This is a genomic window from Marinobacter sediminicola, assembly GCF_031157525.1.
Classification (GTDB): Bacteria; Pseudomonadota; Gammaproteobacteria; order Pseudomonadales; family Oleiphilaceae; genus Marinobacter; species Marinobacter sediminicola.
This window is the reverse complement of the sequence record NZ_JAVIXR010000014.1, coordinates 65,995-86,138: the sequence shown is the minus strand read 5'-3', so window position 1 is coordinate 86,138 and position 20,144 is coordinate 65,995. Positions and strand designations below refer to the sequence as shown.

The following is a 20,144-nucleotide window of genomic DNA, read 5'->3' as shown; positions in this document are numbered from 1 at the left end:
GCGCCCCGACTGCGTTCCCAGCCCGTGTGTGGGTGTCGTAAGTTAATGTATAATTCCCGCCCTATTTTTCTCTACCCTAGGTGGCAGCAATGAATTTCCCGGTTTTATATCTACGCAAAGGCGCGGAGCGCAGGCTTCGGGCTGGCCACCTGTGGGTTTACAGCAACGAAGTCGACATCCAGAGATCACCACTGACACAGTTTGAAGCCGGCACCCAAGCTGAGCTGCGTGCTTCTAACGACAAACCTCTCGGTGTGATTTTCGTCAACCCCCATGCTCTTATTTGCGGCCGACTCATAAGCCGGGACGCGGCACAGGGCATGACCCCGAACCGATTGACTCAGCGCATGGAAACAGCGCTGGCATTACGGGACAGGTTGTTTGATAAGCCCTTCTACCGCTGGGTATTTGGCGACAGCGACGGCCTGTCCGGGCTGGTTATAGACCGCTTTGGCGACACAGTCGTCGTCCAGATATCCACCGCCGGCATGGAGCTGATGAAAGAATCCATCGTCCGTGCGGTTCAGCGGTTGGCGCACCCGCAAGCCATCATCCTGAAAAACGATGGTAAGATGCGCAGCGTTGAAGGGCTGAGCTCATACGTTGAGCAGGCCCATGGCCCGGAAGCGACACTGCTTGAAGTGGAAGAAAACGGCGTGCGCTTCGAAGTGCCCCTGGAGGGCGGTCAAAAAACCGGTTGGTTTTACGATCACCGTATGAATCGTCAGCGCCTGCAGGCCTACGCGCCGGGTAAACGGGTGCTGGATGTGTTCAGTTATGTAGGCGGTTGGGGTATTCAGGCGGCATGCGCCGGTGCCGCCCAGGTTACCTGTGTGGACAGTTCTTCTGGTGCCATTGATTCGGTGCATCACAACGCCAAGCTGAATGGCCTCGATAATGTTGAAACCATCGAAGGCGATGCGTTCGATGCGTTGAAAGCGCTGGCGGAAGAGAAGGAAAAGTACGATATCGTTGTACTGGATCCGCCCGCACTTATTCCCCGCCGTCGGGATCAGAAGGCTGGCGAACAGGCCTATGCGCGGCTGAATCAGCTTGGGCTGAGGCTGCTGGAGCGGGACGGAATTCTTGTTTCTGCTTCGTGTTCCATGCATCTCTCGCAGGAAAAGCTGGTAGATATCATTCGCGGCAGTGGCCGAAAGATCGATCGCTTCGTGCAGTTGCTGGAGCAGGGGCATCAGGCGCCGGACCACCCGATTATTCCAGGCATTCCAGAAACCGACTACATCAAGTCCTGCTTCGTACGATCCCTTACCGGTTTTATGTGACCCCCTGGTCGAGCCCGCCCTCCAATAAAGCAAGGAGGCGGGCTCAGCGCGCAGTTAGCGGGGCTCAGTCGCGAAGCGTCATAACACTCCAGCCTTTGTTCCTCGCAAATTCTTCTAGCTTTGGATCCGGATCAACGGCAACCGGATTGTCCACCTTTTCCAGCAGTGGCAAATCGTTGTGTGAGTCGCTGTAGAACCAGGCGCCGTCCAGGTTTCTGTTGTGAGCGTTCAGCCAGTCGTTTAGACGAGTGACCTTGCCTCCCTGAAAGCTGGGGACGCCTGCAATTTCACCGGTGTAACGTCCATTGACCAACTCAGGTTCGGTGGCGATCAGGTGGTCAATGCCCAGCACGTCTGCAATGGGCTCGGTCACAAACCGATTGGTGGCTGTGATAATCATCAGCGTATGGCCCTGCTCCCGGTGGCTGTTCAACAGCTCATTGGCTTTGTCTTGCAGCATGGGGCGCACTTTCTTGTCCATGAACACATCTCGCCACGCCAGTAGTTCATCCATGTTGTGTGCTGACAAAGGTTGAAGCGCAAACCTGAGGTAATTCAGGATGTCCATTTCGCCATTCAGGTATTCCTGATAAAAGCGGTCGTTCGCTTGGCGATAGGTCTCGGCATCAACGATGCCTTCTTCTACAAGAAACTCGCCCCAGGCGTGGTCGCTGTCGCCAGCGAGCAGGGTGTTGTCGAGATCAAAAATTGCGAGCGTCAAACGATTACCTCCAGAGGCATAGGGCTGGCGAAAGCCGATATGTTAACACGGGTACCTGAGAGCGGCTGCGTTTGCCGAAGTCTTGGGATTCTGTAAGAATGAGCGCAACTTGGAAAAAATCCGGCCGGTACATATCTCACCGGCCTGCCGACTCTATTAAGAGGACTGTACCGTGATCGATTCAGACGGTTTCAGACCCAATGTCGGAATCATTCTGGCCAACCACCGGGGAGAGGTTCTCTGGGCAAGGCGAATAGGACAGGATTCCTGGCAGTTTCCTCAAGGCGGAATTAATCACGAAGAATCGCCGGAAGATGCGCTGTATCGGGAGCTTGGAGAGGAAGTTGGCCTGGGCGCCAGTGATGTAGAAATCATCAGTTGCACCCGGGGCTGGCTGAGGTACCGCCTTCCCCGAAGGATGGTGCGGCACAACTCGCACCCCATCTGCGTGGGTCAAAAACAGAAATGGTTCCTGCTGAGGATGTTATCACCCGATGCACAAGTGCGCGTTGATGGTACTGATTCACCGGAATTTGATGGCTGGCAGTGGGTAAGCTACTGGTATCCGTTGGGTCAGGTGGTGTCCTTCAAGCGTGAAGTGTACCGACGTGCGCTGAGAGAACTTGCGCCAAGACTGTTCTACAACATGGAGCAGTGGCACCGGAGCGAGCACAACCGGCGTTTAAAGGAACAGGCGAAATGACGGACTGACACACCCATGCTGAGCATTCTGCGAAGTCTTGTACAAGAGGTAAACAGCGCCCGGGATCTCTCGGAAGCGCTGGGTATTATCGTGTCACGGGTGCAGAAAGCCATGAACACGGAAGTCTGTTCTGTCTACTTGCTGGATCCGGTGTCCAATCGTTACATTCTGATGGCCACCGAGGGCCTGTATCTGAAAGCCGTGGGCAAAGTGAGCCTTGCGCACTCAGAGGGTCTGGTGGGTCTTGTCGGCTCCCGAGAAGAGCCAATCAACTTGGAAGATGCACCTTCCCACCCCCGTTATCGATATTTCCCTGAAACTGGCGAGGAGCGCTTTCGTTCGTTTCTGGGTGTTCCCATTATTCACCATCGCCGGGTACTTGGTGTTCTCGTTGTTCAGCAGCGCGAGAGTTCCCGGTGCTTCGATGAAGGTGAAGAAGCATTCCTGGTCACGGTTTCCGCTCAGCTTGCAGGTGTTATAGCCCACAGTGAGGCGACTGGCGCCATCAGCGGCCTTTCGCTAACCGGGGAAGAGACCCGTGACGTCAGCTTCAACGGTGTGCCGGGCGCGCCCGGGGTGGCTATTGGTCATGGTGTGGTGGTCTACCCGGCAGCCGATCTGGACGTGGTTCCCGATAAGCCAGCAGAAGATATTGACCAAGAACTGGAGCTGTTCCGGTCGGCAGTTCGATCGGTGTGTGAAGACATTGGTCAGGTTGCCAAGCGGCTCACCTCACGGCTTCGTCCGGAAGAGTTGGCATTGTTTGATGTGTATCTCCGCATGCTGGGTGATGAGGCATTGCCCGGAGAAGTCAATAATCGTATCCGGGAAGGAAACTGGGCTCAAGGGGCCCTCAAACAGGTGGTTCAGCACTACGTTCGTCATTTTGAAATGATGGACGACCACTATCTTCAAGAAAGGGCAGTCGATGTCCGCGACCTTGGCCGCCGCCTGCTTTCCTATCTGCAAGAGGGTGATCAAAAGGACCTGATTTACCCAGAGCGCACGGTTCTGGTCAGTGAAGAGTTGACACCTGCCATGCTGGGAGAGGTGCCCCGGGACCAGTTGGTGGGCCTTGTTTCAGTCAAAGGCTCCAGCAACTCCCATGTGGCCATTCTTGCCCGAGCGATGGGTGTCCCCACGGTTATGGGGTTGGTGGATATCCCGGTGAATCAGCTCGACGGCCGTGAGTTGATTGTTGATGGCTTTGAGGGGCAGATTTTCGCTTCCCCTTCGTCAGATCTCAGGGCGTTTTTTCAAACCATCTGCGAAGAAGAGGCCGAACTCGACCGCGGGCTGGAAGCACTTCGCGACAAGCCCTGCATAACCACTGATGGCCATCGGGTGCCGCTGCTGGTGAATACGGGTTTGATGACAGATGTCGTTCGCTCCCTGTCACACGGAGCCGAGGGCATAGGGCTCTATCGCACCGAAGTGCCCTTCATGATTAAAGATCGCTTTCCATCGGAGCAGGAGCAGCGGCACTATTATCGGGAGCAGTTGGAGGCCTTTGCACCCAACCCGGTAACCATGCGCACTCTGGATATCGGTGGTGACAAGGCGCTGACCTACTTCCCGATCGAGGAAGAGAATCCGTTCCTGGGTTGGCGGGGTATTCGGGTGACTCTGGATCACCCGGAAATATTTTTGGTTCAAGTGCGGGCCATGCTAAAAGCAAGCGAAGGCCTGAATAATCTACAAATCATGCTGCCGATGATCAGCAATATCTCTGAGGTAGAAGAATCCCTGCACCTGATTTACCGGGTATACCATGAGGTGCGAGAGGAAGGTTTTGACATCCACATGCCCAAGGTGGGTGTAATGGTTGAAATACCCGCCGCGGTATACCAAGTTCGCGAGCTTGCAGATCGTGTGGATTTCCTGTCTGTGGGCTCAAATGATCTGACCCAGTACCTGCTGGCAGTTGATCGCAATAACCCTCGCGTTGCCCAGCTCTACCATTCGTATCATCCTGCAGTTTTACAGGCCCTGGTGCGGATTGCTCAGGATGCCCATGCGGTCGGCAAACCAGTGGGAATCTGCGGCGAGCTGGCGGGGGATCCCGGTGGTGCATTGCTGCTGATGGCCATGGGTTACGACTCTCTCTCCATGAACGCCGCTAGCCTGCCAAAGGTTAAGTCTGTGATTCGCAGCGTGAGTCGAGAGTGGGCGGTAAAGCTTTTGAAGGACGTGTTGTTGCTGGATTCGCCTCACGTGATCAAGAGTTGTGTGGATCTTGCGCTGCGCGATGCCGGCTTTGGCCGTTACCTCCGGCCAGGAATATCTTCGAGCGCCGCTCTGGTGGAACAGGTCGCCTCCTGAAATTTGTCATATCGGGCAGTCGCTCAAATATAGGGTGCGTGCTCTAAATCGGGTTGTTACCTTGTAGATCAGGCAGGCCAGAATGCAAATCTGGCTATTCATCCAGAGAAGGAAAGGCCATGAAGAAGCCAACCGAACTGAAACCAGCACCACGAATCGGGCTCGCACTGGGCGGGGGTGGTCCTTTAGGCGGCATATACGAGATTGGCGCACTCCGGGCGCTGGATGAAGCCTTGGATGGGTTGGATTTCAATAACCTTGATGTGTATGTCGGTGTTAACTCGGGCTCATTCGTAGCTGCCAATCTGGCGAACCAGATGACCACGGCGCAATTGTGTCGAATTTTTGTGCGCAATGAAGCTGAAGTTCACCCTTTTCACCCCGATGTGTTCTTCAGGCCAGCACTGAAGGAGATGGCGGGGCGGGTGCTGGCTGTGCCCGGACTGGTCACCACAGCCGTGCGCCGTTTTATTGCCAACCCCTACGATCAGAGTTTGCTCGAAGCCCTCACCATACTGTCTCAGGCGGCTCCTGCCGGGCTTTTCGATAACGAAGGCCTCCATGATTATCTAAAGCGTGCGTTTTCCATGTTGGGCCGTTCTAACGACTTTCGGCAGCTAAAGCGTAGCCTATACATTGTTGCGGCAGATGTGGAAAGCAGCGACGCCGTGTGCTTTGGCGCTCCCGGGTTTGACCATGTGCCTATCTCCAGAGCTATACAGGCGAGCATGGCATCTCCGGGGCTGTATGTGCCCGTTGATATTGATGGCCGGTATTATGTGGATGGAACGCTGCGCAAAGGCTTGCACGCATCGGTCGCGTTTGAAGATGGTGCAGATCTGGTTTTTGCAGTGAACCCCTTAGTGCCCATTGATGCCAGTGCGGCGGTACGGGCAGGCACTATGGCGCCCGGAGAATTGACTCGTTCGGGGATGCCAAACCTGTTGTCACAGATGTTCCGGACCATGGTGTATTCCCGCATGCAGTCAGGCATTGCTCACTATGCGACGGACTATCCAGATAAGGATATCCTGCTGTTCGAGCCGACTCGGGATGACGCCAAGTTATTTTTCTCTAACGTGTTCAGCTTTCAATCGCGCCGAATGGTGTGTGAACACGCTTATCAGATGACCCGTCAGGATTTACGGAATCGCGCTGATGAGTTGGAGCCGAAGTTGGCAAAATACGGTATCAAGCTGCGCCGGGATCGTCTGGAAGATGAGCAGCGCACCATTAGTACCAGCCTTTATGGCGAAATGCTGCCGCTTTATGTGGCCAAGAGCAGAAAGAAGAAGGCAGCGGGAAAGAGCAAGCTGGCGACAGGGCTGGGAACAGTCACCCACCTGTTTTCAAAAGCAGAATAGGAGTGCGGGCCAGGCGCGCAGAGCACGCCTGGCTCAACGATGGTTTCAAATCAGAGAATATAACGACTCAGATCTTCGTCTTCCGACAGTTCTCCAAGCTTCTCATTAACGTAATCTGCAGTTACTTCAAACGCTTCGGTTACCCCATCACCAGCATCAAACGACAGGCTTTCCAGTAGCCTTTCCAAAACCGTGTGCAAACGCCTGGCACCGATGTTCTCGGTTGTCTCGTTCACCTTCCAGGCAATTTCAGCAATGCGCGCAATTGCGTCTTCACTGAACGTCAGCTTGACGCCTTCGGTATTCATCAGAGCTTCATACTGCTGAACCAGAGAGGCATCCGGCTCTGTAAGAATGCGCTTGAAATCGTCCGGGGTTAGAGCTTGCAACTCCACACGTATTGGCAGGCGGCCCTGTAGTTCCGGAATCAGGTCTGACGGCTTGGACAGGTGAAAGGCGCCGGAAGCGATAAACAGAATATGATCTGTGCGAACTGAACCGTATTTTGTGCTCACGGTACTGCCCTCAATCAGCGGCAAGAGATCCCTCTGAACGCCTTCCCGAGATACATCTGACGAGCTGTTCTCCGCCCGCTTGGCTACCTTGTCAATTTCATCGAGAAACACAATGCCGTTCTGCTCAACGGCGATAATGGCTTTCTGTTTGATCGACTCCTCATTGACCAGCTTGCCGGCTTCCTCGTCCTTCACCCGTTTCAGGGCATCTGCCACCTTCATCTTCCGGGGCTTGGATTTATCAGCAGCCATGTTGGAAAACATGCTCTGCAGCTGGTTGGTCATCTCTTCCATGCCGGGAGGTGCCATGATCTCTACGCCGGCGCTTGAATTACGAAGGTTGATCTCGATTTCTTTATCGTCGAGTTCGCCTTCCCTCAGCTTTTTCCGGAACATCTGGCGTGTGGAGGAGTCTTCGGAGGTCTTTTGGCTGTCTTCGCCAAAGCTTCTTGCCGGCGGGAGCAGGGCGTCCAGAATTCTGTCTTCAGCTGCGTCCAGAGCCTGCTCTTCGTGACGCTTCATTTCCTGAACCCGCAGCATCTTCACGGCCATATCTGCCAGATCGCGGATAATGGATTCCACATCGCGTCCAACGTAGCCTACTTCGGTAAATTTGGTGGCTTCAACTTTCAGGAAAGGTGCATCTGCCAATTTCGCCAGACGGCGGGCAATCTCAGTTTTGCCCACGCCGGTAGGGCCGATCATCAGGATGTTCTTGGGCGTGACTTCATCCCGAAGCGTGCTGTCCAGCTGCATCCGGCGCCAGCGGTTTCTCAGGGCGATCGCCACAGCCCGCTTGGCCTCTTGCTGACCCACGATGTGTTTATTGAGCTCGTGAACAATTTCACGGGGAGTCATTGCAGACATGTTTACTCCGGATCAGTCGTTTTGGAGGGTTCTGGTTTGGTAACTGCGTCTTTGGGGAGCAATTCAATGGTGCGATTGTGGTTGGTATAGATGCAGATATCTGCAGCTATTTCCAAGCCTTTCTCCACAATCTCGTGGGCAGAAAGCTCGGTGTTTTCAAGCAGAGCCCGTGCGGAAGCTTGAGCAAACGGGCCGCCGGAGCCGATGGCAATCAACCCGTGCTCTGGCTCTATCACGTCACCATTACCTGTGATGATCAGGGAAGCTGTTTTATCCGCCACAGCCAAAAGCGCTTCCAGCTTGCGTAAGGCTCTGTCTGACCGCCAGTCTTTGGCAAGTTCAACGGCGGCTCTTGTGAGATTGCCGTTATGCTTTTCAAGCTGCGCCTCAAAGCGCTCAAACAGAGTAAACGCATCTGCGGTGCCGCCAGCAAAACCCGCGATAACCTGCCCGTTATAGAGGCGGCGTACCTTGCGGGCATTACCCTTCATCATGGTATTTCCCAGAGAAACCTGGCCGTCGCCACCCATGGCAACTTCGTCATCGCGTCTGACGGAAAGTATGGTAGTCATTCGGGCTCCAATTGCCTGATTAAAAATCGGTATTGGGCAGTTATGGAGGCAGGATGGAAGAATTCAAGTAGTTTGGAGTAGGAGTCTGCAGGGTGCGGCTTTTCAAAACACGCTGTGAATACCTCCCTGTACGCTCGGCTCCGCCATCCATGGCTCCGCACGGTTTTGAAAAGCCGCACCCTGCAGACTCCCGTAGCTATCGGGTAACCTCAACCTTGCTTGGGAACCTTCCGAATAAGCGGCTGAATGTTAATCGAAACAAGCTTGTCGATGGCTGAGCTCATCTGACTGCGGGTATTAAAGGGCCCGACATTCACTCTATACCAAACGGAGCCGCTATCGAGTTCTATGCGCTGCACGCCGGCTCTGAGCCCCTGAAAGGCAATCTGTGCGCGCTGACGCTCAGCATCTTCCTTGCTGCGGAAAGAACCGGACTGCACCAGGTAGTCAAAGTCCTGCTTGGTTGGGCCCGGAGTGTACTCCTCCACCTTTGGCGGAATAACCTCAGATTCCGGCAGCATCTCATAAAACCGGAAACCTGGTTTTTTCTCCTCCGGTTTGGCGGTTTTCGTTGCCGGAGTTTGTACTGACTCTTTGGCAGTGGGCGGCTGCTGCGGCCCGCTGCTTGGTGGCACAGAATTGAGGTAGACAATAAACCCGATAAAGCCACCAACCGTTGCCAGTGAAAAAATCCACTTCAAGGATAAACCTCCTCGCTGAGAGCGCGCAGGCGCAGCTGGCTTTGCGCGTTTTTTCTGGGCGCTAGCAGGCTTGGCAGGCTTTTTCCTGTTGGGGGCTGCAGAAGCACCTGAGCGATTTTTGCGAGCATAGTCTCGGGACATTGTTGTTACTTACATCTCTTCCGGTGCGCTGACGCCCAGCAGGTCCAGCCCATTGGCAATTACCTGGCGTACGGCGAGGTAGAGGCTGATGCGGGCATCTCGTAGTGCTGTATCTTCTATCAGCACCTTGTGGGCGTTGTAATAAGTGTGAAACTGGCCGGCCAGCTCCCTCAGATAATGGGTGAGGGTGTGTGGTTCACGCTGTAAGGCAGAGCTGGCAATCAGCTCCGGATATTTCGCCAGCTGGTTTGCTATCTCTTTTTCTTCATCCAGCGTCAGTAAAGACAGATCGCCCACACACTCGTTCAGTCCGCGCGCAACGCCTTCGGCAGCCAGCTTCCGTAACACGCTGCATATGCGTGCGTGGGCATACTGAATGTAGTACACCGGGTTTTCATTGGTCTGGGAGCGGGCCAGATCGATATCGAAGGTCAACTGGGAGTCAACGCGCCGAGCTGCAAGGAAAAAACGGGTGGCGTCGCGGCCGACTTCGTCTATCAAATCGCGAATGGTGACGTAGCTACCTGCGCGCTTGGAAATTTTTACTTCCTGTCCGGAACGGGTAACCATCACCATCTGGTGCAGAACGTAATCCGGCCAGCCCTTGGGAATGCCTGCGTTCAAAGCCTGCAAGCCAGCACGAACGCGAGTTACCGTAGAGTGGTGGTCGGCCCCCTGTTCGTTGATGACCGTGGTAAAGCCACGCTGCCATTTGTCCAGGTGGTAGGCGACATCTGGCAGGAAGTAGGTGTAGCCGCCGTCTTTCTTGCGCATAACCCGGTCTTTGTCGTCACCGAACTCTGTGGTTTTGAGCCACATGGCGCCGCCGTCTTCATAGGTGTAGCCGTTTTCCTGTAAGCGTTTAACGGTAGCTTCCACTTTTCCATCGTCGTACAGGGACGATTCCAGGAAGTACACATCAAACTCGACGCCAAAGGCTTTCAGGTCGAGATCCTGCTCCCGGCGCAGATAGGCCACTGCAAACTCCTGAATGGCAGCCAGGTCATCAGGGTTGGCGCTGGCAGTCACCTCCCGGTCATCTGCCGTAACCGTATCGCCGGCCAGATAGGCTTTTGCGACATCAGCAATGTAGTCGCCACGATAGCCGTCTTCCGGCCAGCTTTCGTCTTCGGGTGTCAGCCCCTTGACGCGCGCCTGTACGGACAGGCCAAGGTTGTTGATTTGGGCGCCGGCATCGTTGTAGTAAAACTCGCGGGTAACGTCATAGCCGTTGGCTTCCAGGAGGCGGCAAAGGCAATCGCCAATGGCTGCGCCCCGGCCGTGGCCTACGTGCAGTGGGCCAGTGGGGTTGGCGGATACAAATTCCACCTGAACTTTTTCACCCTTACCGCTGTTGTTGCGACCAAACTGCCCAGCCTCATTCAGAATGGTATTTACTATCTCAAATGCACTGGCCGTGCTCATGAAAAAGTTAATAAACCCCGGGCCTGCAATTTCCACCTTCGCGACTGCGCTGCTTTGGGGCAACTTCTCAATCAGCATTTCTGCCAGTTTGCGAGGCGCACAGCCGGCCGTTTTGGCTGCAACCAATGCGATGTTGCAAGCATAGTCACCATGGGATTTATCCTTGGTGTTACCCACTTGCGGCGTATAGGTCTGGTCGGCTGGCAGCGTGCCTTCAGATTGAAGGGCCGCCAGTGCGGACTGGAGCAGGTCGGAAACGGTCTCTTTCATGCTGTGAGATGGCTCAGTTTACTGGAAAGTTGGGTTGGGGCAGGGCGCCCGGTGATAATTGAAGAGGGCCATTATCGCGGAAAGTCCGGCCGCAAGCAAAAGCCCTGTGGCGATTAGCCCGTTTCTTGCGGGTCCACGTCAATCATCCATTTCGCGCCCTTTTGAAATCTCTTCTGTTCAAGCGTCTGGCAAACACTTGTCAGTAGTTTATTGAGGCGTCGCCGGTTGTCAGTGTTAAGCACAAGTTGCGCCCGGTGTCGGTCGGCTCGCCGTGCAATCAGAGCGGGCAGGGGACCCCAAACTTCGATGCCTGGTGTGTTTGTGAGCGGTTTTATGCTGTCGAGGATCTGTAGGCTTTGCTCCATGGTGTCCGCTTCGGCCCGGAATATAGCCATGGCGCGAAAAGGCGGAAACTGGCCGGCTTCGCGCTCCTCAAGAAGCTGGTCTGCCATTTCGAGATAGTGTCCATTGCACAGTGTCCTGAGCAGGGGGTGGTCGCTGTGGCAGGTTTGTACAACCACTTTACCGGCCTTTGTTCCGCGCCCAGCCCGGCCGCTTACCTGGAGCAGGGTCTGAATCAGTTGCTCAGGGGCCCGGAAGTCGACGCTGAAAAGGCCTCCGTCGGCATTGATAACAACAACCAGTGTCACATTGGGGAAATCGTGGCCCTTTGCAAGCATCTGGGTTCCAACCAGGATGCAGGGCTCGCCGGTGTTCACCTGTTCGAGTATCGTCTGAATGCTGCCTTTGCGCTGGGTGCTGTCGCGATCTACTCGCACTATGGGTGTGGCGGGAAAGCTGGCCGTGAGAATGTCTTCGGTTTGCTCTGTGCCTTGGCCCACGGGTTTGAAGGCGTCACTTTTGCATTTTGGGCAGGTTTCGGTTGCAGCAGTTTGGTAATCGCAATGGTGGCAGCGCATGGCGCGATCGCGGCGATGGAAGGTGAGGCGAGTGTCGCAGCGCGGGCATTCGACCATGTGGCCGCAATCGAAACACATCATCACAGGCGCAAAACCGCGACGGTTTACGAACACGAGTGCCTGGTTTCCGCTTTCCAGTGTTTTCTGAAGTGCTTGCAGGACGGGGCGGGAGAGGCCGCCTTCCAGAGGCCGGCTGCGGATGTCCAGGAGGCTAATCGAGGGCGGTAGTGCCTCGCCGGCTCGCTCTTCCAATTTTACAAGACTGTACTTGCCCGCCAAGGCGTTGTGATAAGACTCCAGAGAGGGTGTGGCGGAGCCGAGAATTACCGGACAACGATTCAGGTGCGCGCGATAGACAGCGACGTCCCTGCCGGAATAACGAAACCCTTCACCTTGCTTGTATGAGCTGTCGTGCTCCTCATCAACAATCAGGGTTTTCAGTGCGATAAATGGGAGTAGCACCGCCGATCTGGTGCCAATGAGGATGATGGGCTCACCACTGCGGATTTTGAGCCAGGCGTTCAAACGCTCGGTGTCGTTCAGGGCTGAGTGCCACACCACTATGCGCTCGCCAAAATACCGTTTGAAGCGGGCAACGGTTTGGGGGGTCAGGTTGATTTCCGGAACCAGCACCAGCGCCTGATCCTCAGCGGTAAGGTTCTGTTTCAGGTAATGCAGGTAAATCTCGGTTTTGCCGCTGCCTGTGATGCCATATAGAAGGGAGGCGCTGAAGCCTTCATCGGGTGGCGGCAGCTGGGAGGCGGCGACCAGCTGTGCGGGAGATAGCGTTGGGGCTGCAACGGACTCATTGTATTGCTGGTTTTGGGGGCTAGCGTTCTCCGGTGCTGCAGCTCGAACCAGTTCTTTTTCAAGCAGAGACTTCAGTTGCGGGCGCGAGAAGCCAGCTTTTATGATCTCGTTGTTTTTAACGCCCTGCTCGTATTGAGCAATCCACTCCAGCAGGGCTTTCTGTTTGTGGGCTTTTGCTGGGAGGGCGGCGCTGCTGCCGCAGGCTTGCCACCTGTCTTCAGTTTTTCGTATGGCCGGCCGGCCCCGGCGCAGTGCTGGTGGGAGGGCAGTGAACAAACACTCCCCCAGCGGGTGCTGGTAGTAGTCGCTGGCCCAACTTAGTAATTGGAAGGTTTCGTTCGGCAGGGCAGGCCAGTTTTCCAGTGCATTTAGCACCGGCTTCAGAATGATACCCTCTGGTGGTTCTATGTCTGTTTCCACAATCAGGCCGATTGCCTGCTGGCGCCCGAAAGGAATCTTTACACGTTGGCCCGCCTCCAAAGCCATTCCCTCTGGCACAAGGTAATCAAAGAGCCTTCTTAGTGGCCGATTCAGCGCAATACGGGCTGTTGATGGCACCGGGTAATCCTTTAATGATTTATGCGTATTAGGCAGGGTTCATGCACCTGCAAGGCTTGCCTGCCAGGGTAATTGCAAGTAAGATTCGCGGTCTGTTTGCGGCAGGGCATGATTGTGCCCCGTCTTCTCCATTGATTCAAACATGCGGTGCCTGGCACTTGGGCTTTAACGAACGCCCCGTGATCAGGTAGCGGCATGACCCACAGAGGTTCGCCATGAAAGAAGGTATTCACCCCAAGTATGAAGACATCACCGCAACATGTTCTTGCGGAAATGTGATCAAGACTCGTTCTACTATTGGTCATGATCTACAGCTGGATGTTTGTTCCCAGTGTCACCCATTCTACACTGGCAAGCAGAAGGTTATGGATACCGGCGGCCGTATCGACAAGTTCCAGAAGCGTTTTGGTGGTCGTATTGCCGGAAAGAAAGAAGACTGATTCGGTTGTAGAGTCGAAAAAAGCGCCTGAGGGCGCTTTTTTTATGGGAAGTGCAAAATAACAGCTTAGTGTTTGATTATACGCAATTCGCCGTATTGACTGTTCATAGTTTGTTCGCTTTGCCCTTGTCGTTTCCGGGCGGGCGCGCCATAATGTCGCGCTCCTTCAGGTAGGCGCTTGCCGCCTGAAGGCTTATTACCTTTTAACGTGACAAACGGAACAGTGGCAATGTCTCAAGATCTGAAAGAAGCAGCCCTTGAATATCACGCCAAGCCGCGGCCTGGAAAGATTAGTGTAGAAATCTCCAAGCCGACAGCGACCGCTCGCGACCTCGCTTTGGCATATAGCCCAGGCGTTGCAGAGCCGGTTCGCGAGATTGCGAAGGACCCGGAGAACGCATACAAGTACACGGCCAAGGGTAACCTTGTCGCCGTTATCTCCGATGGTACTGCGATCCTCGGTCTGGGTAACCTGGGCCCGCTGGCGAGCAAGCCGGTAATGGAAGGCAAAGGCGTACTGTTCAAGCGCTTTGCGGGAATTGACGTGTTCGATATCGAAGTCAATTCTGAAAGTCCTCAGGCGTTCATTGAAACCGTTGAGCGTATTGCTGACACCTTCGGTGGCATTAACCTTGAAGATATCAAGGCGCCGGAGTGTTTCGAAATTGAGCGCGCACTGATTGAAAAGTGCAACGTGCCTATCTTCCACGATGACCAGCACGGTACAGCGATTGTTACTGCAGCTGGCATGATCAACGCCCTTGAATTGCAGGGCAAGAAAATTGAAGAAGCGAAAGTGGTTTGCCTGGGTGCCGGTGCTGCTGCAATCGCGTGCATGAAGTTGTTGATCAGCTGCGGTATCAGCTCTGATAACATCTACATGCTCGACCGCAAGGGTGTGATCCACTCTGGTCGCGATGATCTTAACCAGTACAAGGCGATGTTTGCCAACGACACCGATAAGCGTACGCTGGACGAAGCAATTGATGGGGCCGACGTGTTCCTGGGTCTATCTGGCCCGGACCTGCTGAGCGCTGACCAGCTCAAGAAAATGGCGCCCAACCCGGTTGTGTTTGCGTGCTCGAACCCGGATCCTGAAATCGATCCTGCGGTAGCGCACTCTGTCCGTGATGATCTGATCATGGCGACGGGCCGTTCAGACTACCCGAACCAGGTTAACAATGTTCTTGGCTTTCCGTTCATTTTCCGTGGTGCGCTCGACGTTCGCGCAAGCTGCATTAACGAAGAGATGAAAGTGGCTGCGGTCAATGCTATCCGTGAGCTGGCGAAAGAGCCTGTGCCGCAGGAAATCTGTGAAGCCTACGGTGCGGACAGCTTTGAGTTTGGTAAAGAGTACATCATTCCCAAGCCCATGGATGTTCGGTTGCTGGAAGTTGTTCCGGCTGCCGTGGCCCGTGCAGCAGTGGATTCCGGAGTTGCCGGTAAAGGCTACCCCGCGCACTATCCGCTGAAGAGCATGGATGACATCATCTGATTGATGACGTTGTGAGCTTATAAAAAAACCGGCGGTGATCCCGCCGGTTTTTTTGTGGGTGTCTGTTTTGTGGTGTGGGTTGCTCAGAAGATCTGGCGCGAAAGGTCGTCCCCGTTGCCATGGGTGCCGCCGGGTCTCACATCTTCTTCGGTTAGAGGTGCAGGCGCATCCTCTTCCTTGAAGATCTCAAAGCTGCCGTCCTCGCCCGGTCTCGCGCGCTTTCCGGTCTCGGGGTTGATTCGAATGTTCACAATGCCGTTAGGTCGCGGCATGAAGGCCGAAGGCGCGCCATCAAGCGCTACCTTCATGTAATCTATCCAGATGGGCAGGGCTGTGCTCGCACCAAACTCCCGGCGGCCCAATGGGGCGGGTTGGTCAAATCCTACCCACACCGTAGTAGCAAGGTTGTGGTTGAAGCCTGCAAACCAGGTGTCTCGCTGTTCGTTTGTTGTGCCAGTCTTGCCTGCAATGTCATCCCGTCCGAGGGCCAATGCCCGGCGCCCGGTTCCCCGCTTGACTACGTCCCGGAGCATAGAGTGCAATATATACACGGAGCGCTCATCTGCTAAGCGACGCATAACACGCGTCTTCGGAGCGGTTTCTTCTGTCATGGTCAGCGTGCTTACGGGTGTGTCTTCTGTGACGGTGTCGGGTTTCGGGTCGTCAGTGCCACAGTTGCGGTCGCACAGAACGACTTCAGGGGCCCGGTATATGTCCTTGTCATTCACATCAGTGATGCTCTGGATGAGAAATGGCTCTACGTCGTAACCCCCGTTGGCGATAACCGCGAGGCCTCTGGCTAGCTCCATGGGTGAGAGTTGTCCGCTGCCCAGTGATAGCGACAGGTCTTTGGGCATGCTGTCGGTCGGAACCTTGAGTTGGTCGAGGTAGTCCAGCATTTGAGGAATGCCGAGATCCCTTAGGAGTCGAATAGAGACAAGATTTCGTGAGCGGTAAAGGGCTTCGCGAAGAGGGGTTGGTCCATAAAACTGCCCTGATGAATTCTGTGGGCGCCAAGCGGATTCTAGTTGTGAGTCATCAAAAACAATCGGAGCGTCATTGTAAATAGTCGCAGGGGTTCTGCCGCTCTCCAGAGCGCTAAGGTACAGGAATGGCTTGAACGTGGAGCCTGGTTGGCGCCTCGCTTGTATCGCGCGGTTGTACTTGCTTTGTCCGAAGCTGTAGCCGCCTGCGAGAGCTTGGATGGCGCCAGTTTTGGCCTCAAGAGAGATTAGCGCACCTTCGACTTTCGGAACTTGCATAAGTGACACTCGGACTGGCTGAGTGAGCCCCGAATCCTGGGCTGCTGCTTGCTCGGTCACTTCGGGTGGGACTGATACTTTGGGCAGTTCGTTTACCCGAACGTATACAACGTCGCCCACGCTCACAACATCTGAGGGTTTCTCGGGCTTTGGGCCAGTCAGGTTTTCAGTTTTATAGCGGCTGGCCCATTGCATGGTCTCGAACGGCATAGTAGCTGGGCCAAACCGGCGCACGTGGGCCTGGACTTCGCCTTTGTCGTCATCGATTTCCGTAATAACCGCAGGCATCAGCGATTCTATTCTGGGGTAGTTCAGCATTGCGGTGGTAAGGTCGCCCCCTGCAAGGGTTTCGGCGTCAAGTCTGCCGATGGGGCCTCTGAACCCGTGTCGACGATCGTAGGCTTCAAGCCCGCTTCTGAGGGCGTCTGTTGCTGTCTGCTGTTCTTTGCTATCTACCGTCAGTGTTACGGAGTATCCGTCTGTATAAGCCTCTTCTCCGAAGCGCCGGACCATCTCTGCTCGCGCCATTTCGGCAACGTAGTCGGCGTCCACTTCGGTTTCGGTGGCGTTGTAAGTTGCAGTGAGTGGTGCCTGAATGGCCAGGTCGTAGGCTGTTGGGCTGATGTAAGCCAGGTCTTTCATTCGGCCCAGGATCCAGTCCCTGCGCTGCATCGCTCGCTGCGGGTTGGCAAGTGGGTTGTACGCTGAGGGGGCTTTGGGTAGTCCTGCCAACATGGCCATTTGGGCAAGCGACAGCTCGTTGACAGGCTTGTTGTAATAAACGCGCGCCGCAGCGGCAATACCGTAAGCCCGGTTGCCGAGGTAGATCTTGTTCAGGTATAGCTCAAGAATCCGATCTTTATCGAGTTCACGTTCTATTTGAACAGCCAGAAGTATCTCGTTGAACTTGCGAATAAATGTCCGGTCGCGTGACAAAAAGTAATTTTTTGCAACCTGCATGGTGATGGTGCTGCCGCCAGATTGGATTGAGCCGGTAGAGACCAGTTCGATGGCAGCCCGCGCCAGTCCTTTGATGTCGACCCCGAAGTGCTCATAAAAACGCGAGTCTTCAGCTGCCAAAAAGGCTTGTAACTGAATTGTTGGGATCTGTTCGATTGTGATCGGTGCCCTTCTCTTTTCACCGAATTCTGCTATTAATCTGTTGTCTTTGCTATATACGCGCAATGGCGTCTGGAGTTTTATGTCCAGAAGCTGTTCAACGGGTGGAAGGCCTGGGCGGAGATAGAGATAAAAGCCTGAGCCTACGATAACGGCAACACTCAGTCCGGTGAGAAATAACCAGGCGAAAAGGCGAGAAGTACGCAACAAATGAGACATTTTTTTCTGACAACTGTTGGATATAGGTCTATCATTTGAGAAATTGCTTTAGGAAGGATGAGTCGCTTCACCGTCGCAAATGTTCCCAGCTGAACGAGAGTGGGCATTGTAAACGGAACAATGAAGAAATTCTCTTAAATAAAAAACACATAACACATGTAACCGGGTGCAACTAGCCAGGTATAGGGTGAGCGCGTGTTCGGATTGTTCGGAAAGAAATCCAGTGCAGTATTGGGCGTTGATGTGAGCTCCAGCTCCGTCAAGCTCATAGAGTTGTCTAAGCAGGGCGACCGTTACAAGGTCGAGAGCTACGCCGTTGAGCCGTTGCCGGCTAACGCGGTCGTGGAAAAAAATATCACGGACGTTGAGGCGGTTGGTGAGGTACTCAAGCGGGTAGCCTCAAAGTCGCGCACCAGCGTCAAGCAGGTTGCTGTGGCTGTATCCGGCTCGGCGGTCATTACCAAGCTCATCCAGATGGATGGTGGCCTCAACGAATTTGAGATGGAAGATCAGATCGCCCTTGAGGCTGATCAGTATATTCCATACCCACTTGACGAGGTTGCGATTGATTTCGAAGTGCAGGGTCCCTCGGAAACGAACCCGGACCAGGTGGATGTGCTCTTGGCGGCCTGCCGTAAAGAGAACGTGGATATTCGCCAGGATGCACTTGAGATTGCCTCACTCAACACGAAAATTGTGGATGTCGAGGCCTATGCACTGGAGCGTGCATACGGTTTGATTGAAGCTCAGCTCGACTCCCAGGGCGAAGATCTGGTGGTGGCTATCGTTGATGTTGGTGCCACCATGACAACCTTGAGCGTTCTCGCTGAAGGCAAAACTGTCTATACGCGAGAGCAGATTTTCGGCGGCAAGCAGCTGACTGAAGAGATTCAGCGTCGATATGGACTTTCTGTTGAGGAGGCCGGACTTGCCAAGAAGCAGGGTGGGCTGCCTGACGATTACGAATCCGAAGTGCTAACCCCTTTCCGGGAGGCCGTGGTTCAGCAGGTTGCGCGAGCCCTCCAGTTCTTCTTCGGTGCCAGTCAGTACAATGCGGTGGACTATGTGGTTCTTGCCGGTGGTACTGCTTCGATTCAGGGGCTGACCGAAATGGTGGAAGAGAAAACAGGTACGCCGACACTGGTCGCGAATCCCTTTGCGGAGATGGCGGTCGGTTCGCGGGTTAACGCATCTGCTCTGAGCAACGACGCTCCCTCGCTGATGATTGCGTGTGGTCTGGCAATGAGGAGCTTCGACTAATGGCAAGAATTAACCTCAGGCCTTGGCGCGAAGAGCTCCGGGCAGAGAAACAGAAGCAGTTTGTTGTGATGGTTGTGGGTGCTGCTATTATTGCTGCCGGTCTCACGTTCCTGTGGAGTTCCGATCTTGATAGCAGTATTGCGTACCAGCAATCGCGCAATGCATACATTGAATCGGCAACCAAAAAACTGGATGTGCAAATTCGTGAAATCGACAGCTTGAAGCGTAAGCGCAACGAGTTGCTGGCGCGCATGAAGGTTATTCAGGACCTGCAGGGTAAGCGCCCCGTCATCGTTCGTGCCTTTGATGAATTGGTTCGCACGCTACCCGACGGCTTGTTCTATACAGATCTGAAAAAATCAGGTGATCAGGTAAGCATTGTTGGTATGGCAGAGTCGAATAGCCGCGTTTCAACACTGATGCGACAGTTTGACGAGTCCGAATGGTTCACAAGCCCGAATTTGTCGAATGTGTCGTCTGCGGATGGAAAACGAGCAGGCTACAGCCAGTTCACCATGACAGTGCAGCAAAAAACGCCTGAGCCGGAAGGAGGGAACAAGTAATGAGCCTTGCGGATTCACTTAAAAGCCTGAATGAATTTGATATCAACGATCTTGATATAAATAATGCCGGCATCTGGCCAGCACCCATTAAAGGCATTGTTGTTCTTATCGTGTTCGGCTTGATCATGGGGGGTGGGTACTGGTTTTTTGTAAAAGATCAGTATGTGCAGCTCGACAGGGTTGAAAAAACCGAACAGGATTTGCGCAAAAAATACGAAGAAAAAGCTTACCAGGTGGCTAATCTGGAGGTTTTCAAGGCTCAAATGGTCGAAATGGAAGAAACCTTTGGCGCCTTGGTGCGGCAGCTTCCGAGTGAGACAGAAGTGCCCGGCCTTTTGGAGGATATCACCAACACGGCATTGGGTAGCGGCTTGGCGCTGCAAGAAGTAAAGCTTCAGCCTGAGCAGAGGCGCGACTTCTATTCAGAGCTGCCAATCAATATCCGTGTTTCAGGCTCCTATCATGAGCTTGCATCGTTTGTAAGCAGTGTGGCCAGTCTTCCCAGGATTGTGACACTGCACGATTTAACCATTAAACCAACTGGCGGAGACGGTGAGCGACTTGATATGCAAGTAGTTGCTCGCACATACCGCTACCGGGCTGGAGAATAAG

General features: G+C 54.3%; 16 protein-coding genes. 9 read left to right on the top strand and 7 right to left on the bottom strand.

The annotated features are described in order from the left end of the window. The first annotated feature begins 89 nt into the window (after window positions 1-89). Window positions 90-1,286, top strand: coding sequence for a class I SAM-dependent rRNA methyltransferase (locus RG807_RS15980; protein WP_309045784.1), 1,197 nt, complete (start codon window positions 90-92; stop codon window positions 1,284-1,286). 64 nt (window positions 1,287-1,350) lie between these two features. On the opposite strand, the gene RG807_RS15975 is transcribed toward RG807_RS15980, so the two are convergent. Beyond that, a complete protein-coding gene (locus RG807_RS15975) occupies window positions 1,351-2,007 on the bottom strand; it encodes a histidinol-phosphatase (RefSeq protein ID WP_309045783.1) in 657 nt (218 codons plus the stop codon). Between the two features lie 172 nt (window positions 2,008-2,179). On the opposite strand from RG807_RS15975, the gene RG807_RS15970 reads away from it, so the two are divergent. The 3 genes from RG807_RS15970 (at window position 2,180) to RG807_RS15960 (ending at window position 6,396) form a co-directional block, all read left to right on the top strand. Continuing rightward, on the top strand, window positions 2,180-2,710 hold the full coding sequence (locus RG807_RS15970) for an RNA pyrophosphohydrolase (protein WP_309045782.1): 531 nt from the start codon (window positions 2,180-2,182) through the stop codon (window positions 2,708-2,710). 15 nt (window positions 2,711-2,725) lie between these two features. Beyond that, on the top strand, window positions 2,726-5,032 hold the full coding sequence (gene ptsP, locus RG807_RS15965) for a phosphoenolpyruvate--protein phosphotransferase (RefSeq protein ID WP_309045781.1): 2,307 nt from the start codon (window positions 2,726-2,728) through the stop codon (window positions 5,030-5,032). Between the two features lie 119 nt (window positions 5,033-5,151). Next, window positions 5,152-6,396: a patatin-like phospholipase family protein gene (locus RG807_RS15960; RefSeq protein WP_309045780.1), complete on the top strand. Its 1,245-nt coding sequence runs from the start codon at window positions 5,152-5,154 to the stop codon at window positions 6,394-6,396. A 50-nt stretch (window positions 6,397-6,446) separates the two neighbouring features. Here RG807_RS15960 and hslU read toward each other — a convergent pair whose 3' ends face one another. The 5 genes from hslU to RG807_RS15935 form a co-directional block, all read right to left on the bottom strand. Further along, the gene (hslU, locus tag RG807_RS15955) at window positions 6,447-7,778 is read right to left on the bottom strand and encodes an ATP-dependent protease ATPase subunit HslU (RefSeq protein WP_309045779.1); all 1,332 of its coding nucleotides are present in this window, start codon (window positions 7,776-7,778) and stop codon (window positions 6,447-6,449) included. A gap of 2 nt (window positions 7,779-7,780) precedes the next feature. Beyond that, window positions 7,781-8,350, bottom strand: a complete 570-nt coding sequence (gene hslV, locus RG807_RS15950) for an ATP-dependent protease subunit HslV (protein WP_309045778.1) — start codon at window positions 8,348-8,350, stop codon at window positions 7,781-7,783. A 209-nt stretch (window positions 8,351-8,559) separates the two neighbouring features. Then, window positions 8,560-9,051 (bottom strand): SPOR domain-containing protein, encoded by a 492-nt coding sequence (locus RG807_RS15945; protein WP_227715399.1) that lies wholly within the window; start codon window positions 9,049-9,051, stop codon window positions 8,560-8,562. A 150-nt stretch (window positions 9,052-9,201) separates the two neighbouring features. Then, window positions 9,202-10,887 (bottom strand): arginine--tRNA ligase, encoded by a 1,686-nt coding sequence (gene argS / locus RG807_RS15940; RefSeq protein ID WP_309045777.1) that lies wholly within the window; start codon window positions 10,885-10,887, stop codon window positions 9,202-9,204. 113 nt (window positions 10,888-11,000) lie between these two features. Continuing rightward, complete coding sequence (locus tag RG807_RS15935; RefSeq protein WP_309045776.1) at window positions 11,001-13,175, bottom strand: primosomal protein N'; 2,175 nt, start codon at window positions 13,173-13,175, stop codon at window positions 11,001-11,003. Window positions 13,176-13,390: 215 nt separating this feature from the next. On the opposite strand from RG807_RS15935, the gene rpmE reads away from it, so the two are divergent. Then, window positions 13,391-13,615: a 50S ribosomal protein L31 gene (gene rpmE, locus RG807_RS15930; RefSeq protein WP_298453228.1), complete on the top strand. Its 225-nt coding sequence runs from the start codon at window positions 13,391-13,393 to the stop codon at window positions 13,613-13,615. A gap of 228 nt (window positions 13,616-13,843) precedes the next feature. After that, a complete protein-coding gene (locus tag RG807_RS15925) occupies window positions 13,844-15,109 on the top strand; it encodes a malic enzyme-like NAD(P)-binding protein (protein WP_298453225.1) in 1,266 nt (421 codons plus the stop codon). Window positions 15,110-15,192: 83 nt separating this feature from the next. Here the strand turns inward: RG807_RS15925 and RG807_RS15920 are convergent, their stop codons facing one another. After that, window positions 15,193-17,709 (bottom strand): penicillin-binding protein 1A, encoded by a 2,517-nt coding sequence (locus tag RG807_RS15920; protein WP_309045775.1) that lies wholly within the window; start codon window positions 17,707-17,709, stop codon window positions 15,193-15,195. A gap of 195 nt (window positions 17,710-17,904) precedes the next feature. On the opposite strand from RG807_RS15920, the gene RG807_RS15915 reads away from it, so the two are divergent. Genes RG807_RS15915 through RG807_RS15905 form a run of 3 tightly spaced genes read left to right on the top strand, consistent with a single transcriptional unit; the run spans window position 17,905 to window position 20,143 of the window. Further along, entirely contained in the window at window positions 17,905-18,969 is a 1,065-nt protein-coding gene (locus RG807_RS15915; RefSeq protein ID WP_309045774.1) for a pilus assembly protein PilM, read from the top strand. Then, on the top strand, window positions 18,969-19,532 hold the full coding sequence (locus RG807_RS15910; RefSeq protein WP_309045773.1) for a PilN domain-containing protein: 564 nt from the start codon (window positions 18,969-18,971) through the stop codon (window positions 19,530-19,532). The genes RG807_RS15915 and RG807_RS15910 overlap by 1 nt, the downstream gene beginning before the upstream one ends. Then, window positions 19,532-20,143 carry a type IV pilus inner membrane component PilO gene (locus RG807_RS15905; RefSeq protein ID WP_298453212.1) on the top strand — a complete coding sequence of 204 codons (612 nt, stop codon included), beginning with the start codon at window positions 19,532-19,534 and terminating at the stop codon, window positions 20,141-20,143. Before RG807_RS15910 ends, RG807_RS15905 begins: the two co-directional genes overlap by 1 nt. The last annotated feature ends 1 nt before the right edge of the window (window position 20,144 follow it).

What these genes read in the sequence shown, in the direction of transcription:
- hslV (WP_309045778.1), bottom strand. Translation starts at nt 8,350, where the DNA reads ATGACTACCATACTTTCCGTCAGACGCGATGACGAAGTTGCCATGGGT.
- hslU (WP_309045779.1), bottom strand. Translation starts at nt 7,778, where the DNA reads ATGTCTGCAATGACTCCCCGTGAAATTGTTCACGAGCTCAATAAACAC.
- RG807_RS15920 (WP_309045775.1), bottom strand. Translation starts at nt 17,709, where the DNA reads ATGTCTCATTTGTTGCGTACTTCTCGCCTTTTCGCCTGGTTATTTCTC.
- rpmE (WP_298453228.1), top strand. Translation starts at nt 13,391, where the DNA reads ATGAAAGAAGGTATTCACCCCAAGTATGAAGACATCACCGCAACATGT.
- ptsP (WP_309045781.1), top strand. Translation starts at nt 2,726, where the DNA reads ATGCTGAGCATTCTGCGAAGTCTTGTACAAGAGGTAAACAGCGCCCGG.
- RG807_RS15910 (WP_309045773.1), top strand. Translation starts at nt 18,969, where the DNA reads ATGGCAAGAATTAACCTCAGGCCTTGGCGCGAAGAGCTCCGGGCAGAG.
- argS (WP_309045777.1), bottom strand. Translation starts at nt 10,887, where the DNA reads ATGAAAGAGACCGTTTCCGACCTGCTCCAGTCCGCACTGGCGGCCCTT.
- RG807_RS15980 (WP_309045784.1), top strand. Translation starts at nt 90, where the DNA reads ATGAATTTCCCGGTTTTATATCTACGCAAAGGCGCGGAGCGCAGGCTT.
- RG807_RS15925 (WP_298453225.1), top strand. Translation starts at nt 13,844, where the DNA reads ATGTCTCAAGATCTGAAAGAAGCAGCCCTTGAATATCACGCCAAGCCG.
- RG807_RS15960 (WP_309045780.1), top strand. Translation starts at nt 5,152, where the DNA reads ATGAAGAAGCCAACCGAACTGAAACCAGCACCACGAATCGGGCTCGCA.
- RG807_RS15905 (WP_298453212.1), top strand. Translation starts at nt 19,532, where the DNA reads ATGAGCCTTGCGGATTCACTTAAAAGCCTGAATGAATTTGATATCAAC.